The organism is Mycobacterium sp. PDNC021 (assembly GCF_048282635.1).
GTDB classification, from domain to species: domain Bacteria; phylum Actinomycetota; class Actinomycetes; order Mycobacteriales; family Mycobacteriaceae; genus Mycobacterium; species Mycobacterium llatzerense.
Map to the genome: position 1 here is coordinate 1,300,737 of NZ_CP182502.1, position 15,989 is coordinate 1,316,725.

16 protein-coding genes are annotated in these 15,989 nt (G+C 68.0%); 13 read left to right on the plus strand and 3 right to left on the minus strand.

What is annotated here, in order from left to right:
* The first annotated feature begins 4 nt into the window (after window positions 1–4).
* The 6 genes from hpt (at window position 5) to ACNO8X_RS06015 (ending at window position 6,844) form a co-directional block, all read left to right on the plus strand.
* On the plus strand, window positions 5–616 hold the full coding sequence (gene hpt / locus ACNO8X_RS05990; protein WP_418004560.1) for a hypoxanthine phosphoribosyltransferase: 612 nt from the start codon (window positions 5–7) through the stop codon (window positions 614–616).
* Between the two features lie 123 nt (window positions 617–739).
* The gene (locus ACNO8X_RS05995; RefSeq protein ID WP_418004561.1) at window positions 740–1,861 is read left to right on the plus strand and encodes a GGDEF domain-containing protein; all 1,122 of its coding nucleotides are present in this window, start codon (window positions 740–742) and stop codon (window positions 1,859–1,861) included.
* Between the two features lie 59 nt (window positions 1,862–1,920).
* Window positions 1,921–4,137 (plus strand): molybdopterin-dependent oxidoreductase, encoded by a 2,217-nt coding sequence (locus ACNO8X_RS06000; RefSeq protein WP_418004562.1) that lies wholly within the window; start codon window positions 1,921–1,923, stop codon window positions 4,135–4,137.
* Between the two features lie 25 nt (window positions 4,138–4,162).
* Entirely contained in the window at window positions 4,163–4,462 is a 300-nt protein-coding gene (locus ACNO8X_RS06005; protein WP_418004563.1) for a type VII secretion target, read from the plus strand.
* Window positions 4,463–4,496: 34 nt separating this feature from the next.
* The gene (locus tag ACNO8X_RS06010; protein WP_418004564.1) at window positions 4,497–6,296 is read left to right on the plus strand and encodes an alpha/beta hydrolase; all 1,800 of its coding nucleotides are present in this window, start codon (window positions 4,497–4,499) and stop codon (window positions 6,294–6,296) included.
* Between the two features lie 95 nt (window positions 6,297–6,391).
* The gene (locus ACNO8X_RS06015; protein ID WP_418004565.1) at window positions 6,392–6,844 is read left to right on the plus strand and encodes a hypothetical protein; all 453 of its coding nucleotides are present in this window, start codon (window positions 6,392–6,394) and stop codon (window positions 6,842–6,844) included.
* Here the strand turns inward: ACNO8X_RS06015 and ACNO8X_RS06020 are convergent.
* The 3 genes from ACNO8X_RS06020 to ACNO8X_RS06030 are packed head-to-tail and all read right to left on the minus strand — an operon-like array spanning window position 6,841 to window position 9,671.
* Window positions 6,841–7,554 (minus strand): SIMPL domain-containing protein, encoded by a 714-nt coding sequence (locus ACNO8X_RS06020; protein ID WP_418004566.1) that lies wholly within the window; start codon window positions 7,552–7,554, stop codon window positions 6,841–6,843. The two genes, ACNO8X_RS06015 and ACNO8X_RS06020, sit on opposite strands and share 4 nt — an antisense overlap.
* Window positions 7,555–7,575: 21 nt before the next feature.
* Window positions 7,576–8,751 carry an LLM class flavin-dependent oxidoreductase gene (locus tag ACNO8X_RS06025; RefSeq protein WP_418004567.1) on the minus strand — a complete coding sequence of 392 codons (1,176 nt, stop codon included), beginning with the start codon at window positions 8,749–8,751 and terminating at the stop codon, window positions 7,576–7,578.
* Complete coding sequence (locus ACNO8X_RS06030; protein ID WP_418004568.1) at window positions 8,748–9,671, minus strand: alpha/beta fold hydrolase; 924 nt, start codon at window positions 9,669–9,671, stop codon at window positions 8,748–8,750. Before ACNO8X_RS06030 ends, ACNO8X_RS06025 begins: the two co-directional genes overlap by 4 nt.
* A 151-nt stretch (window positions 9,672–9,822) precedes the next feature.
* Here ACNO8X_RS06030 and ftsH point away from each other — a divergent pair, with 151 nt between their 5' ends.
* The 7 genes from ftsH (at window position 9,823) to ACNO8X_RS06065 (ending at window position 15,987) form a co-directional block, all read left to right on the plus strand.
* Window positions 9,823–12,069: an ATP-dependent zinc metalloprotease FtsH gene (ftsH, locus tag ACNO8X_RS06035; RefSeq protein WP_418004569.1), complete on the plus strand. Its 2,247-nt coding sequence runs from the start codon at window positions 9,823–9,825 to the stop codon at window positions 12,067–12,069.
* Between the two features lie 8 nt (window positions 12,070–12,077).
* Window positions 12,078–12,686: a GTP cyclohydrolase I FolE gene (gene folE, locus ACNO8X_RS06040; protein ID WP_043397380.1), complete on the plus strand. Its 609-nt coding sequence runs from the start codon at window positions 12,078–12,080 to the stop codon at window positions 12,684–12,686.
* A gap of 20 nt (window positions 12,687–12,706) precedes the next feature.
* A complete protein-coding gene (folP, locus tag ACNO8X_RS06045) occupies window positions 12,707–13,501 on the plus strand; it encodes a dihydropteroate synthase (RefSeq protein ID WP_418005796.1) in 795 nt (264 codons plus the stop codon).
* Window positions 13,494–13,868 carry a dihydroneopterin aldolase gene (gene folB, locus ACNO8X_RS06050; RefSeq protein WP_043397382.1) on the plus strand — a complete coding sequence of 125 codons (375 nt, stop codon included), beginning with the start codon at window positions 13,494–13,496 and terminating at the stop codon, window positions 13,866–13,868. The genes folP and folB overlap by 8 nt, the downstream gene beginning before the upstream one ends.
* The gene (gene folK, locus ACNO8X_RS06055) at window positions 13,861–14,376 is read left to right on the plus strand and encodes a 2-amino-4-hydroxy-6-hydroxymethyldihydropteridine diphosphokinase (protein ID WP_418004570.1); all 516 of its coding nucleotides are present in this window, start codon (window positions 13,861–13,863) and stop codon (window positions 14,374–14,376) included. The genes folB and folK overlap by 8 nt, the downstream gene beginning before the upstream one ends.
* On the plus strand, window positions 14,376–14,852 hold the full coding sequence (locus ACNO8X_RS06060) for a DUF3180 domain-containing protein (protein ID WP_071287396.1): 477 nt from the start codon (window positions 14,376–14,378) through the stop codon (window positions 14,850–14,852). The genes folK and ACNO8X_RS06060 overlap by 1 nt, the downstream gene beginning before the upstream one ends.
* A gap of 67 nt (window positions 14,853–14,919) precedes the next feature.
* Window positions 14,920–15,987 carry a DUF6779 domain-containing protein gene (locus ACNO8X_RS06065; RefSeq protein ID WP_418004571.1) on the plus strand — a complete coding sequence of 356 codons (1,068 nt, stop codon included), beginning with the start codon at window positions 14,920–14,922 and terminating at the stop codon, window positions 15,985–15,987.
* Window positions 15,988–15,989 lie beyond the last annotated feature (2 nt).

Here is a 15,989-nt window from a genome sequence, read left to right on the forward strand (position 1 = left end):
GGTCTTGGTGCTGGGCCAGGCGGCATGGCACGCTGTTGCCGTGGAGCTGTATCCGGGTGACATCAAGTCAGTTCTCCTGTCTCAGGAGCAGGTTCAGGCGCGCATCGGCGAGATGGCTGCGCTGATCGCCGAGGACTACCGAGCCGACTCCGGCGACCAGGATCTGCTGCTGATCACCGTGCTCAAAGGTGCGGTCATGTTCGTCACCGACCTGGCCCGCGCGATCCCGCTGCCGACCCAGCTCGAGTTCATGGCCGTCAGTTCGTACGGGTCGTCGACCTCGTCGTCGGGCGTGGTGCGCATCCTCAAGGACCTCGACCGTGACATCAACGGCCGCGACGTGCTGATCGTCGAGGACATCATCGACTCCGGGCTCACCCTGTCGTGGCTGCTGCGCAACCTGGCGACGCGCGGTCCGCGTTCGCTGCGGGTGTGCACGCTGCTGCGTAAGCCCGACGCCATGCGCGCCGACATCGACGTCGCGCACATCGGGTTCGACATCCCCGACGAGTTCGTCGTCGGTTACGGCCTGGACTACGACGAGCGCTACCGCGACCTGCCCTACATCGGCACGCTCGATCCGAAGGTCTACAGCCCGGAAACATCGCTCGGCTGAGTTAGCCGTAGTTAGCGGTTGAGGCACTGTTCTCGGCATCAACGCACTTAAGTGCCCGCTGTGAACAGTTAGCGTAAAAAGATGATCCTTTGCTGGATGTGGCTGTTCCACTAGCATCCAGATGTGCGGCTGACTACCTGCCTGGCCTGGCTCCGGGACTGGTTCAGCCTGCCGATTCGGTACGACTGGTTGCGTAACTACCTGGAAGCCCGCGGCCTGGAACGGATGGCGCGGCACTCGGCGGCAGCGCTGTGCCTGGCGTGCGCCCTGCTGTGGTCGCTGATGGTGTTCGGCGAGACGCGTGCCATGGCACCGCTCGGGATCGCTGTCGCGATCGGGAGCGCAATCACCTGCACCGGTTTCAGCATCCTGTGGGCGGTGTGCTGGCCCAGCGCCGCCATGTCGAAGGCCTTTGTCCTGGCATTGGCGGTGTTGGGCGCGTTGCTGTTTCTCTCCCAGCGGGCCCACCCGGTGGACGGCGCCGGCATCGTCGGTTTCTTGTTCGTCAACAGCTATGCGGCGTGCGTGCACACCCGCCGGTTCCTGGCTGCGCCGATCGCGATCGGGGTGGCGGTCACGGGCGTGTACTTCGTGCGGGTGACCGCGGAGGGTGATCTGATCCGGGCACTCAGCGATTGCGCCTTCTACCTGGTGGCGATCGTGGTCACCCCACTGTGCTTTCAGTACATGGTGTATCTGCTCAGCAGTGACGCCGACGATTCGGACTTCGACCCATTGACCGCACTGCTCAACCGGCGTGGGTTCGATCGGGCGGTACGGCAGATGGTCGGCGCCCCGACTGCGGACCGGACCACGGATCTGTCATTCGTGATGATCGACCTGGATCGCTTCAAGTCGATCAACGACACTTTCGGCCATACCGTCGGCGATCAGGTGCTCATCATGGTCGGCGAGATTCTGCGGCGGGCCTGCCGCGGCAGCGCAACATTCGCGCGTATCGGCGGCGAGGAGTTCATCGTCGCCTACGCGGGTGATCGCAGCGTTGCTTGTACCATCGCCGAACACGTGCGCCGCCAGCTCCTCGATACCCGGTGGTGCTTGACGGCCAGCTTCGGTATCGCTTCGGCCCCGCTGCTCGACGGTCAGACCGGTGATACCGAATGGTTCACCGAACACCTGCTGCGAGTCGCCGATCAGCTGATGTACACAGCCAAACGGGCCGGCGGGGATCGGATCGAGTCGATCGAATTCGGCGGCGAGTACGAGCTTCGCCGAGCCGGCTGAGCCGCAGGTATCCCAACGGGCACTTACCAACGGGCGCGGCGGGGCGCAGAATCGCAACCATGCCTACCGCGCTCCGGATCTGCCCCTTCTGCGAAGCCACCTGCGGCCTGACCCTCACCATCGACGACGGCCGCGTCACCGGCGCGCGGGGTGATCACGACGACGTGTTCAGCGCAGGATTCATCTGCCCCAAGGGGGCCAGCTTCGGTGAGCTCGACAACGACCCCGACCGGCTGACGCGCCCGCTGGTGCGCCGGGACGGCGTGCTCACCGAGGCCACCTGGGACGAGGCCTACGCCGTCGTCGCCGAACGGCTCGGTGCGGTGATCGCCGCGCACGGCGGTGCGGCGGTCGGGGTGTACCTCGGCAATCCGAACGCGCACACCGTCGCGGGCGCCCTGTACGCGCCGCTGATCCTCAAAGGTTTGGGCACCCGTCAGGTGTTCAGCGCCAGCACCCTCGACCAGATGCCGAAACATGTTGCGCTGGGCTTGATGTACGGCAGCCCCATCGCGTTCACGGTGCCGGACCTGGACCGCACCGACTATCTGGTGATCATCGGCGCCAATCCGCTGGTGTCCAACGGCAGCGTGACCACCGCCGCCGACTTCCCCGGTAAGCTGCGGGCGCTGAAGAAGCGCGGCGGCAAGCTCGTCGTCATCGACCCGGCCCGCACCCAGACCGCCAAGCTCGCCGACCGCCACCTCGCCCCGCGCCCGGGAACCGACGCGGCGCTGCTGCTCGCCGTCGTCCACGTGCTGTTCGACGAGGACCTGGTGGACCTCGGTGGCGTCGCCGAGCACGTCGTCGGCGTCGAGCAGGTCCGGGCGCTGGCCGTCGACTTCGCGCCGGAAGCCGTCGAGCAGGCCTGCGGGGTCGGCGCCGACGAAATTCGTGAGCTGGCCCGTGATCTCGCGGCAGCGCCGACGGCGGCAGTGTACGGCCGGATCGGTACGTCCACCGTTGAGTTCGGCACGATCGGCAGCTGGCTGGTCGACGTGATCAACGTGCTCACCGGCAATCTGGACCGGCCGGGCGGGGTGATGTTCCCGCTCGGCGCGGCGGTAGCGGCGCCGCGGCCGCCCAAGCCCGGTCGTGGGTTCCGGACGGGACGGTGGGCCAGCCGGGTCTCCGGCTACCCCGAGGTGCTGTCCGAGTTGCCGGCTGCCGCGCTCGCCGAGGAGATCGACACCGCGGGCGACGGGCAGATCAAGGCGATGATCACCATCGCCGGGAACCCGGTGCTCTCGGCGCCCGACGGCGACCGGCTCGACAAGGCTTTGGACAGTGTCGAATTCATGCTGTCGGTCGACCCCTACCTCAATGAGACGACGCGGCACGCCGACGTCATCCTGCCGCCGCCTCCGCCCGCGCAGAGCCCGCATTTCGACTTCGCGCTCAACAACCTGGCGGTCCGCAACAACGTGCGCTATTCACCGCCAGTGCTGCCCCTCGCGGATCGGCCGGACGAGGCGGAGATCCTGTCGCGCGTCGCGCTGGTGCTGTACGGCATTGGGGTACAAGCAGATCCCGTCCTGGTCGACGCCCAGGTGATCGTGATGACGCTGACCAAGGAGGTGTCCGACCCGGATTCTCCGGTCGCCGGACGGGACGTCGACGAACTGACCGCGATGCTCGGTACCGGCCCCGGATATGAACGCCGGCTCGACATGATGCTGCGGCTCGGCCCCTACGGCGATGGGTTCGGTACCAGGCCCGACGGGCTCACGCTGGAGAAGCTCAAGGCCAACCCGCACGGCATCGATCTGGGGCCGCTGCGGCCGCGGATTCCGGAAGTGCTGCGAACCCCAAGCGGGAGAATCGAACTCGCGCCCGAGCCCGTCGTCACCGACGTGGCACGGCTCCGGGATGCGCTCAGCCGCTCGGCCGGTGGTTTCCTGCTGATCGGCCGGCGGCATCTGCGTTCCAACAACAGCTGGATGCACAACCTGCCGGCGCTGTCCGGCGGGTCCAACCGGTGCACGCTGCAGATCCACCCCGACGATGCCGCCGACCTGGGCCTCACCGACATCGCGATCATCAAGGGTCCGGGCGGTGAACTGCTTGCCCCGATCGAGGTGACCGACGTGATGCGACGCGGCGTGGTGTCGCTGCCGCACGGCTGGGGCCACAACCGTGGCGGCACCGGTCAGCAGCTCGCGAACAGCCATCCCGGGGTCAACGTGAACCAGCTCAACGACGGTACTCACCTGGACCGGCTGTCGGGTACCGCGGTGCTCAACGGGATTCCGGTGGAGATTTCTGCAGCTGGCTGAGTACCGACGCGGGTAAATTGCTTGCATGGGGGGAACTTTGCGTGTCGACCCGGGCTCGCTGCGTGACGCGGCGCGGGCACAGACAGACGTCGGTGCGGCTGTCTCGGGCATGGGTGTCGGGACGTCGATGTCCGCCGCGGGGACCGGGGTGCCCGGTTTGGCATGTGCGGGAGCCTGCGAGTTCGTGGGGACAGTCATCGACACTGCGCTGGGTACCGTCGGCGACGAGTTGACCGTCCATTCGGAGAAACTGCTGCGCGCCGCCGATCTCTATCAGCAGGGCGACGAGCGAGGCGGTCAGCGCATCGGCAGGCTCATCCGGTGACGGGTCCGGTGTCATGCCGGTGACCATTCCCCAGGTGAAAGCCTCTCGCCCCGAGGCCCTGACCGAAGCGGCCGGCGAACTCGGTCAGAAGGCTTCGGGTTTGGCCACGCAGATCGACACCCAACGCGCCACGATCGACGGGCTGCGGACGCGGTGGCGCGGCACCGCGTCGGACGCTGCGGCCGCGAAAGCCGAACCGACACTGGCACGGATGCGGCAGGTGCACGATGCGTTGAGCCGGGCCCAACCGGTGCTGCGTGACGGTGGCGGCCGACTCGGCCAGACCCGGACCGGCCTGCTCGGTGCCGTCTCGCAGTTGCAGAGCCAGGGTTGGCAGGTTTCGCCGGACGGCTCCGTGTCGGTGCGGCCAGGTGGTCCGCTCGACCAGTTCGCCAGGATGAGTCCGGTCGCCGCGATGCAGGTGTTGCAGTTGGCCGCGGCCAACTCCGTGGACCTCAAGATGCGGTTGGCGGAGTTCGACACCACCGACCGGGAACTCGACCGGAACTTGCGCCGCGCGGTCGCGGGTTTGGGGGACATGCCCCGGTCGTCGGGGATCGGTGATCTCCCGCAGGACGTGCCTTACGACACCGGCGCCGAGATCCCCGAGGGTAAGAGCGCTGAGGAGGTCGATAGGTGGTGGAAGTCGCTGCCGCAGGACAAGAAGGACTATTACCTGCAACATTGGCCGGACAAGTTGGGCAACCTCAACGGGGTTCCGGTCGCTGATCGGAGCACCGCGAACAAGACCATCCTGCAGCAGGATCTCGATCGCCCCGCTCAGGTGGCGGCCGCGCGTGGGGTGACCAAAGAGGAAGTGCTGGCCCACCCCGAGAAGTACGGCATGGCTGGGCAGATGATGACCAGGTACAACAATGCACTCAAGGTTCAAGAGGCCCTAGACAAGGATGCCAAGGACGCGCGCGACGCCAAGAATCGCCGCCCCGAGATTCTGCTGATGAAGTACGACCCGGAGGCATTCGACGGCGAGGGCGCCGCCGCCATCGCGATCGGCAATCCGGACAAGGCCGCGAACACCACGGTGATGGTGTCGGGGTTGACGACATCGGTCGCGGGCGGGACGTTGTCCGATGGCAGCGGGGTCAATGTGTACAACGAGGCGAATCTCGCCGATCCGAACAATTCGACCGCGGTGGTGCAGTGGATGGGTTACAACGCGCCGGACATCGACCTCGACCTGGACACCAATGCCATCGGTGTCAGTGAGCCGTTCATGGCGCGTGCGGGTGCACAGTTGCTGGCCCCCGATGTGAATGCTCTCGCTGTCACCCACGAGGGAAATCCCGCGCATACCACGGTGATCGGGCATTCTTACGGCTCGACGACGGTCGCCGACGCCGCCGCCGGCTACGGGATGCGGGCCGACGACATCGTGCTGGTGGGTTGTCCGGGAACGGATTTGGCGCGCTCGGCTGCCGACTTCCACCTGCCGCCCGACGGCCATCTGTATGTGGGCTCGGCATCCACGGATTTCGTCACGGGTCTCGGCCGCGAGCACATGAACATTCCAGGGGTCGGGCTCGGCAACGATCCCTCGATGGACGGGTACGGCTCGACGCGGTTCCATGCCGAGGTGGCCAAGGTCGGTTTCAACCCGCTCGATGAGCACACCTCGTACTTCGTGGAGGGGTCGGAGTCGTTGTACAGCATCGCCGACATCGTGTCCGGCCACGGCGACCAGCTGCAGCAGCACGGGATGACGGCCGATCATCGGGTGAAGACGCCGAGTCTGCCGTTCCCCTTTCCGGGGCCGCCTTCGGTGGTGGTCGATCCGGAGTTGGTGCACCCCTCGAACAATGAACACCACCACTAGCGATGAGGTCGAGATGACGGGGGCTGGGACTATTGAGAATTCGATTCGCTGTGCTGTGGACAGTGCTACTGACGTTGGTGGGGTGTTCTGAGCCAGTGAGGAATTCGGTTTCTCCTGAGGAGACGCGCCGTCAGGCCATCGAGGTTTCCCGGCAGATCGTGTCTGATCTCGGTGGCCAGGTGGCTGATGCGCAGTTCGGTTACGACTCCTGCGGTGTCAATGGCACGCCGCCGTTCCAGGGCCATGCCCACCTGGGGGTGTGGATGCCGGGGGCGGATCGGTCGCGCGAGGTGACGGCTGAGTCGGTGGTGACGCGGTTGCGCCAACACGGTTGGGATGTCGACCCGAACTATCACACGCATGCGATGGCGTTCAAGCGTGACGGGTTGAAGGTGAAGGTGTGGGTGATACCGCCACCCGATCCGGGCGAACCGCCGAACTCCCACGTGATGATCGACGTCTACACCGAGTGCCAGGACACCTTCGACCACCGAACTGATCGGTCGGCATTCACGGCCACCGACATCACTGGCGAACTGACGCGCTAAGCGAGCTCCCAGATCACCGTCACCGAGAAGTTGACGGTCTGCTGGCCGGGGGACAGCGGCACGGCTTCGGCCATGGCCATCCTCGGGGCCGGCATGGGCGTCGGGGTGGTGCCGCCGGTTGCCTCGGAGATCGAGACCACCTTGCCCAGGTTCAGCCCGGACAGCTGGGCGTACTGCTGGGCGCGGTCCTTGGCGTCGTTGAAGGCGCGGGTGCGGGCATCCTTGACCAGCTGCGAGTCGTCGTCGATCGAGTAGGCGACGCTGTTGATCCGGGTGGAATTGCCACCGGCAGTGACGATCTTCGCCAACACCTGTGATGCGGTGTCGAGCTTGCGGACCTTGATGTCGATGGTGTTGCTGGCCCGGTACCCCGTGATGACGGAGTCGCGGTAGTCGGGCTGCAGCTCGACCTGCTTGGTGGCGATGTCCTTCTTGTCGATGCCGGCGCCGGCCAGTGCGTCGATCACGGCCTGCTGGCGGCTGCTGGTCTGGTTCATCGCGGCGGTGACGTCCGGCGCCGTCGCCTCGATGGAGGCGGTGACGTTCAGCGTGTCCGGCGTGCCCTGCACCTTGCCGCTGCCGACGACGGTGACTTCGCGGGTGGCCGGTTTGGCATCGGAGTCGGAGCCACAGCCGGCCACGCCGACGGCGCCGGCGATAGCAAGTCCGGCGAGGGTGAGGGCGGCGGTACGTCGGGTCGCAAGTGGCATGACGTCCACCGTACCCATCGTTCAGGAGTCGCTGGTGTGCTCGGCGATCGCGTTGATGACGGCTTCGCCGACCCGGCCGAACAGCTGGTCGCGCATGCCCTTGGCCCATTCGTGCGAGGCGTGCGGCGCGGTGAGCTGGCCCTTGAAGTGGGGGATCACCTCGCGGGCGAACAACTCGTACGAGTGCATGGTGGCGGCCGGTGGCGCCCAGTCGTGGCCCAGCATCAGGAACGTGCCGAAGCCGCCGGAGCGGTCCAGCATGTCCTGGATGTAGCCGATGCAGTCGGCGGGTGTGCCGATACAGCAATTGCCTTTGGCCGCATAATCTTCGACGAACTGCCGGGACGTCGGCGCCGGGCCGGTCTGGCTGCCCAGCGGCACGAACCCGGCCGCGCCGAAGTAGTTCGAGAAGTCCTCCAGGCCATAGGTGCAGTCCTCGATGGCCTGCTCGCGGGTGTCGGCCAGGTGCACCACACCAAGCACCCGCCAGCCCTTTCGGTCCGGCTCGGGCCGGCCGGCCTTCGCGGCCTGATCGCACACGAGGTCCCAGGTGGTCTCCAGCGCGGCGTAACCGCCGGGCACCGATATCGACAGCGACAGCAGCGACGTGCCCAACTGCCCGGCCAGCCGGGGCCCTGACGGGGAAACCATTGCCGCCGTGGATATCTCGGGATGAGGCCAGGTGTACGGCCGGATGTGCAACGCGGCGTCGCGCAGGGTGAACCAGTCGGTCTCCCGCGAGATTCGCTCGTCGGGCGCGGCCCGGAACAGGGCCAGGATGGCTTCGAGGGACTGCTGCATCATCGGCCGCTGGTTCACCGGGTCGATGCCCATCATGTAGGCGTCCGACGGCAATGCCCCCGGACCGGTGCCGAACATGACGCGGCCGCGGGTCAGGTGATCGAGCAGCACCCAGCGGTCGGCGACCATCAGCGGGTGGTGGTAGGGCAGTGACACCACGCCGGTGCCGAACCGGATGTTCCTGGTGCGTTCGGCTGCCGTGGCGATGAACACCTCGGGGCAGGCGATCAATTCGTAACCGCCGGAATGGTGTTCGCCGAACCACACCTCGTCGTAACCCAGCTGGTCCAGCTTGACGGTGCGTTCCAGGTCGTATTCCAGTGCAGTGGTGGGAGATTGGCCGACCGGGTGGAACGGGGTGATGAAAGCGCCGAAATCCAGTGGGCGACCCGTCATTTCAGTCCTTCGATGAATTCGATGAGTGCGGCGTTGACCTCGTCGGGGCGCTCCTGCTGCAACCAATGCCCGGCACCAGGGATCATCACCTCGCGGTAGTCGCCGGCGACCACGTCGCGCACCCGGTCGCGCGGGGTGAAGCTCAGCACCGGGTCGGCGGTGCCGGCCAGGAACAGCGTCGGAACGGTGATGTCCGGGGCGGGGGTGGTCGCCGTCAGCTCCCAGTTCCGGTCGAAGTTGCGGTACCAATTCAGCGGACCGGTGAAGCCGCTCTCGGTGAAAGCTGTTACGTACGGCTCGAATTCGTCTGCGGTGAGCCAGTCCGGCAACGGCGGCAGCGGGTCATCGGCGAGTGCGTCCGGCGGTGCGGACAAGCCCTCCTCCGCGATCATGCGGCGCATCGTGCTCCGCGGATCGCGACCCAACGCCGCGTCGGCGACGCCGGGTTCCTGGAAATACAGCATGTAGAAGTAGTTGTCGCCGACGCGCCGGCGCCAGATCTCGGTCGGCGGGGCAGCCGCGCGCGGCACCGGCGGCACGCTCAGCGCGGCGACCGCACTCACCCGGTCGGGGTGCAGCAGCGCGAAGTTGCACACCACCGGCGAGCCCCAGTCGTGTCCGACGACCACCGCGCGCTCGGCCCCGACGTCGTCGAGCAGCCCGGCCAGGTCTGCGGTGAGGTGGACGATGTCGTAGTCCTCGACCGCCGGCGGGCGTGACGAGCCGCCGTAGCCCCGCTGGTCGGGGGCCAGGACGTGGTAGCCGGCCCCGGCCAGGGCCGGGATCTGGTGCCGCCACGAATGCGCGAGTTCGGGAAAGCCGTGCGCCAGCACGACCACCGGGGCGCCGCGCTCGCCGGCTTCGGTGACCTGCAACTGCACGCCGTTGGTTTCGACTAACCGCTTGGTGGACGTGATCACGGTCTCACCAAAGCACAGCGGCGGTCCGGCCGGAAGGAGGTATCCCTGCCGGGAACTGCCGATCGTTTGCATAGCGGTAACCTGTGAACTATCCCGCATCTGTGTATCGGAAGGACCTGGCCGACGAGTATTCGCCGGCCGAAATATGTCGATGAAGCGAAAAAACGTCATCCGCACCCTGACCGTCGTCGCGGTCGTGTTGCTGCTGGGTTGGTCTTTCTTTTATTTCAGTGATGACACCCGTGGTTATCACCAGGTCGACACCTCGGTGGCGGTCGCCCAGATCAACTCCGGGAACGTCACCGGCGCCCAGATCGACGACCGGGAACAGCAGGTCCGGCTTGATCTGAAGAGCGTCACCCCGGACACGGACAACAGCAACAAGATCATCACGTCGTTCCCGACCGGCTACGCGGTGCCGCTGTTCGACGCGCTCAACGGCAAGAACGTCAAGACCAAGACGGTGGTCAACCAGGGCAGCATCCTCAGCTCGCTGCTGATCTACCTGCTGCCGCTGTTGCTGCTGGTCGGCCTGTTCTTCATGTTCTCCCGCATGCAGGGCGGCGGCCGGATGGGCTTCGGCTTCGGTAAGTCGAAGGCGAAGCTGCTCGGCAAGGACATGCCGAAGACGACGTTCGCCGACGTCGCCGGTGTCGACGAGGCAGTCGAAGAGCTGTACGAGATCAAGGACTTCCTGCAGAACCCGAGTCGCTACCAGGCCCTGGGCGCCAAGATTCCCAAGGGCGTGCTGCTCTACGGCCCGCCCGGAACGGGTAAGACGCTGCTGGCGCGTGCCGTCGCGGGTGAGGCCGGCGTGCCGTTCTTCACCATCTCCGGCTCGGACTTCGTCGAGATGTTCGTCGGTGTCGGTGCCTCCCGCGTGCGCGACCTGTTCGAGCAGGCCAAGCAGAACAGCCCGTGCATCATCTTCGTCGACGAGATCGACGCCGTCGGTCGTCAGCGTGGTGCCGGCCTGGGTGGCGGCCACGACGAGCGCGAGCAGACGCTGAACCAGCTGCTGGTCGAGATGGACGGCTTCGGCGACCGCCAGGGCGTCATCCTGATCGCCGCGACCAACCGGCCCGACATCCTGGACCCGGCGCTGCTGCGTCCCGGCCGCTTCGACCGGCAGATCCCGGTGTCCGCACCCGACCTGGCGGGCCGCAAGGCCGTGCTGCGGGTGCACTCGGCCGGCAAGCCGATTGCCCCCGACGCCGACCTCGACGGCCTGGCCAAGCGCACCGTCGGCATGTCCGGCGCCGACCTGGCCAACGTGATCAACGAGGCCGCGCTGCTGACCGCTCGCGAGAACGCCACGGTGATCACCGGGCCGGCGCTGGAAGAAGCCGTCGACCGCGTCATCGGCGGTCCGCGCCGCAAGGGTCGCATCATCAGCGAGCACGAGAAGAAGATCACCGCGTACCACGAGGCCGGGCATACTCTGGCCGGCTGGGCCATGCCGCACCTGGACCCGGTCTACAAGGTGACGATCCTGGCGCGCGGCCGCACCGGCGGGCACGCCGTCGCCGTCCCCGAGGACGACAAGGGCATGCAGACCCGCTCCGAACTGATCGCCCGACTGGTGATGGCGATCGGCGGACGGGCCGCCGAGGAGCTGATCTTCCGCGAGCCCACCACCGGCGCGGTGTCCGACATCGAGAACGCCACCAAGATCGCCCGCGCCATGGTGACCGAGTTCGGTATGAGTGCCCGGCTGGGCGCGGTCCGGTACGGCACCGAACACGGCGACCCGTTCCTGGGCCGCACCATGGGCACCCAGGCCGATTACAGCCACGAGGTGGCACAGCTCATCGACGACGAGGTGCGCAAGCTCATCGAGGCCGCCCACACCGAGGCCTGGGATGTGCTGACCCACTACCGCGACGTCCTGGACAAGCTGGCCGGCGAGCTGCTCGAGAAGGAGACGCTGCACCGGGCTGATCTCGAGGTCATTCTGGCCGGCGTCGAGAAGCGTCCTCGCCTGACCCTGTTCGACGACTTCGGTGGCCGCGTGCCGTCCGACAAGCCGCCGATCAAGACGCCCGGCGAGCTGGCCATCGAGCGCGGTGAGCCGTGGCCGCCGCCCGTCGAGGAGCCGGCGTTCAAGGCGGCGATCGCTGCGGCCAGCCAGGCCGCGGGCACCGTGAACGGCACCAACGGCGTGCATGCCGCGCCGAACGGTCAGCCGCAGCACGGCCAGACCCAGCCGAACTACGGCGCACCCGCGGGCTGGCAGGCCCCGGGCTGGCCGCCGCAGGGACCGCCTCAGCATGGCCACCACCCCCAGCAGGGCCAGTGGTACCCGCAGCAGGGCTGGGGCCAGCCCACTCCGCCGCCCGGCTACCAGCCCTACCCGCAGCAACCGGCGCCGCCGGCGGCCAAGCCCAACGACGAGTAGGCGCACAGATGACGCGGTCGCAGATCCATTCGGCCAGGCTCACCGCCCCGAAGTTCGATCATGATCGAGCCGAGGCCGCGGTGCGCGAGCTGCTGCTCGCGGTGGGCGAGGATCCCGACCGGGACGGGCTGCGGGACACGCCGGGCCGGGTGGCGCGCGCCTTCGAGGAGATCTTCGGCGGGCTCTACACCGACCCCGATTCGGTGCTGAACACCACCTTCGACGAGGGTCACGACGAGCTGGTGCTGGTCAAGGACATCCCGATGTACTCGACCTGCGAGCATCATCTGGTGTCGTTCCACGGCGTCGCGCACGTCGGGTACATCCCGGGTGAGGACGGCCGGGTGACCGGGCTGTCCAAGATCGCCCGCCTGGTCGACCTGTACGCCAAGCGGCCGCAGGTGCAGGAGCGGCTGACCGGCCAGATTGCCGACGCCCTGATGCGCAAGCTGAACCCGCAGGGCGCCATCGTGGTGATCGAGGCCGAGCACCTGTGCATGGCGATGCGCGGGGTGCGCAAGCCCGGCGCGGTGACCACCACCTCGGCTGTGCGCGGCCAGTTCAAGACCTGCGCTTCGTCACGAGCCGAGGCGCTGGACCTGATCCTGCGGAAGTGAATCCCGTCCGCACGCGCGTAATGGGCGTGGTCAACGTCACCGCCGATTCGTTCTCCGACGGGGGACGGTTCCTCGACCACGATCGGGCGATCGAGCACGGTCTGGCGTTGGCTGCCCAGGGCGCGCAGATCATCGACGTCGGCGGGGAATCGACGCGGCCCGGTGCGGCCCGGCTGGACCCGGAGGTCGAACGCGGCCGGGTGCTACCGGTGATCAAAGAGCTTGTCGCCCAGGGCATCACAGTCAGCGTCGACACCATGCACGCCGACGTGGCCGAGGCCGCCCTGGAATGTGGCGTCCACATCGTCAACGACGTGTCCGGCGGACGGGCCGACGCGAACATGGCGCCGCTGCTGGCCGGCGCTCGGGTGCCATGGGTCCTGATGCACTGGCGCGAGGTCGACGCCGCGCAGCCGCACCGAATTCCGGAGTACTCCGACGTGGTGGCCGACGTGCGGGCCGAACTGCTCGCCGCGGTCGACGACGCCGTCGCGGCCGGGGTGGAACCGGAGCACCTGATCATCGATCCGGGTCTGGGTTTCGCCAAGTCGGCACAACACAATTGGGCTCTGCTGCGGGCGTTGCCCGAGCTGGTCGCCACCGGCATCCCGGTGTTGGTCGGGGCGTCTCGCAAGCGATTCCTCGGCACCCTGCTGGCGGATGCCGACGGCACGCCGCGCGAGCCCGACGGCCGGGAGACGGCCACGGCGGTGATCTCGGCGCTGGCCGCGCAGCACGGTGCATGGGGGGTGCGGGTACATGATGTGCAAGCCTCGGTGGACGCGGTGAAAGTGGTGGGGGCCTGGCATGGCTGATCGAATCGAACTGCGGGGCTTGACCGTTCGCGGGAATCATGGGGTCTTCGACCATGAGCGCCGGGATGGGCAGGACTTCGTCGTCGATATCACGGTGTGGATCGACCTGGCTGCCGCCGCGCTGAGCGACGAGTTGTCGGACACCCTGGACTATGGCGCGCTGGCGCAGCAGGCGGCGGACATCATCGCGGGGCCGCCGCGGAATCTGATCGAGACGGTGTCCGCCGAGATCGCCGATTCGGTGATGACCGATCAGCGCGTCCATGCCGTCGAGGTGGTGCTGCACAAGCCCAGTGCGCCGATCCCGTTGACGTTCAACGATGTTGCAGTAGTGGCGCGCCGGTCCAGGCGGGCTGGTCGTGGCTAGCGTCGTGCTTTCCATCGGTTCCAACCTGGGCGACCGGCTCGCCCGTCTGCAGTCGGTGGTCTCTGGGCTGCGCGGCGCGGTCCGGGCCGTCTCCCCGGTCTACGAGACCGACGCCTGGGGCGGCGTCGAGCAGGGGCCGTTCCTCAATGCCGTGCTACTGGCCGACGCTCCCGACCTCGACGGTCCGGGCTGGCTGCGCCGGGCCCACGAGTTCGAGAACGCCGCGGGCCGGGTGCGCGAACAACGTTGGGGCCCACGCACTCTCGATGTCGACATCGTGAGCTGCCACGACGGCGATGCCGAAGTGCGCTCTGACGATCCGGTCCTGACGCTGCCACACCCGCTGGCGCATCAACGCGCCTTCGTGCTGGTGCCGTGGCTGGCCGCCGCACCCGACGCGGTGCTGACGGTGGCCGGGCAGCCGGTGCCGGTCGCCGATCTGCTGGCTGCGCTGGCTGCCGGCGATCGCGACGGCGTGCGCCGCACGGACCTGGTGCTGGTGCCCTGATGGGGCCCACGCGGAAGCGCGATCTGGCGATCGGTACGGCGCTGGCCACGGTCGTCGCGTATGGGCTGGTGATCCTGGTGTACGGCTGGCTGCCGCCGATCACGGTGTGGACGGGGTTGTCGCTGTTGGTTTTTGCCGGCGCTGAAGCGGGGTGGGCGTTCTACGTGCGCGCCAAGATCCGTGCCGGTCACATCGGGGTGGGCGGCGGCCGGATCGATCCGCTGGCGGTGGCGCGATCGGTGGTGGTGGCCAAGGCGTCGGCGTGGGTCGGCGCGATGGTGCTGGGTTGGTGGCTCGGCGTGCTGGGCTACCTGCTTCCGCGACGGTCGCAATTTGCGTATCCCGCGGCCGCGACGCCCGGTGCTGTGGTTGCGGCGATCAGCGCGCTGGCGCTCGTGGTCGCGGCGCTGTGGCTGCAGCATTGCTGCCGCGCTCCGCTGGACCCGCAGGAGAAGTCTGACGGCGCAACCGAATAGGTAACGATCCGACCGGACCGGGTGTCGGTCAACCTGCGAGGGGAACGCAGAACGGTACAGTCAGCGCATGATTGATCCGACCCGGACGGCGCGCGGCAGGCGCGCGAACCGCAGGCCGGGTTGGTTGCTGCTGACGGCGTTGCTGGTGCTGGCCATCGTCGCCAGCTCGGCGCTGGTGTTCACCGATCAGGTCGAGTTGCTGAAACTGGCTGTGGTCATTGCCTTGTGGGCCGCGGTGGCGGCGGCATTCGCGTCGTTCGTGTACCGCCGTCAGGCCGATCTGGACCAGGCCCGGGCCCGCGACCTCAAGCTCGTCTACGACCTACAGCTGGACCGCGAGATTTCGGCGCGCCGCGAATACGAGCTGTCGCTGGAATCGCATCTGCGCCGTGAGCTGGCATCCGAACTGCGCGCCCAGTCGGCCGACGAGGTCGCGGCGCTGCGCGCGGAGCTGGCCGCGCTGCGCGCGAACCTCGAGTTCTACTTCGACGCCGATCTGGCGCACCGCCCGGCGCTCGAGACCGACCGCAGTGGCCAGGCCGTGCCGGTCGGCCGCGTCGTCGCCAGCCGGATCGACACGGAAGACCGGCCGGACCTGATGTCGGAGCCGAACACCGAAGAGAGCCCCATCATCGACGTGGCGGCCGAGCCGCATGTGCCGCCGGACCCGTGGGCACCGCCGCCTCCGCCGCCGCAGCCACCGTTCGGCGGGGCGCACCGCCTCACCCCGCGGCCGGCACCGTCCGACTGGCAACCCTCCCCGGCCGAAGGCCAGTGGATCCCGGCCGGCCAGCCGGGCAGCAACTGGGCACCCGCGGCGCCGGAACCCGCGCAGCCGCCCGTGCCGCCGGTCCAGGACCGCGGACCCGAACCGACGATGACCCTGCCGGTCGTTCCGCCGGTGCCGACGTACACCCCGGAACCGACGCCGCAGCCCCCGCGCCGGGGCCGCCACGGCGCCTCCGAAGAGCCTGCCCAGCCAGAGACCCCTGTCACATCCGGCCGTCGGCGTCGTGCCGAACCCGACGATGAACCCGCAGGTCAGCACGTTGGTGGGCAGCCGGCGGCCGAATTGCTGGCGCGGCTGCAGGCCAACACCAGCGGCGGCGGCCGTCGACGTCGCCGCGAGGACTGAGC

What these genes read in the sequence shown, in the direction of transcription:
- ACNO8X_RS06000 (WP_418004562.1), top strand. Translation starts at nt 1,921, where the DNA reads ATGCCTACCGCGCTCCGGATCTGCCCCTTCTGCGAAGCCACCTGCGGC.
- ACNO8X_RS06005 (WP_418004563.1), top strand. Translation starts at nt 4,163, where the DNA reads ATGGGGGGAACTTTGCGTGTCGACCCGGGCTCGCTGCGTGACGCGGCG.
- ACNO8X_RS06020 (WP_418004566.1), bottom strand. Translation starts at nt 7,554, where the DNA reads ATGCCACTTGCGACCCGACGTACCGCCGCCCTCACCCTCGCCGGACTT.
- ACNO8X_RS06025 (WP_418004567.1), bottom strand. Translation starts at nt 8,751, where the DNA reads ATGACGGGTCGCCCACTGGATTTCGGCGCTTTCATCACCCCGTTCCAC.
- ftsH (WP_418004569.1), top strand. Translation starts at nt 9,823, where the DNA reads ATGAAGCGAAAAAACGTCATCCGCACCCTGACCGTCGTCGCGGTCGTG.
- folE (WP_043397380.1), top strand. Translation starts at nt 12,078, where the DNA reads ATGACGCGGTCGCAGATCCATTCGGCCAGGCTCACCGCCCCGAAGTTC.
- folP (WP_418005796.1), top strand. Translation starts at nt 12,707, where the DNA reads ATGGGCGTGGTCAACGTCACCGCCGATTCGTTCTCCGACGGGGGACGG.
- folB (WP_043397382.1), top strand. Translation starts at nt 13,494, where the DNA reads ATGGCTGATCGAATCGAACTGCGGGGCTTGACCGTTCGCGGGAATCAT.
- ACNO8X_RS06060 (WP_071287396.1), top strand. Translation starts at nt 14,376, where the DNA reads ATGGGGCCCACGCGGAAGCGCGATCTGGCGATCGGTACGGCGCTGGCC.
- ACNO8X_RS06065 (WP_418004571.1), top strand. Translation starts at nt 14,920, where the DNA reads ATGATTGATCCGACCCGGACGGCGCGCGGCAGGCGCGCGAACCGCAGG.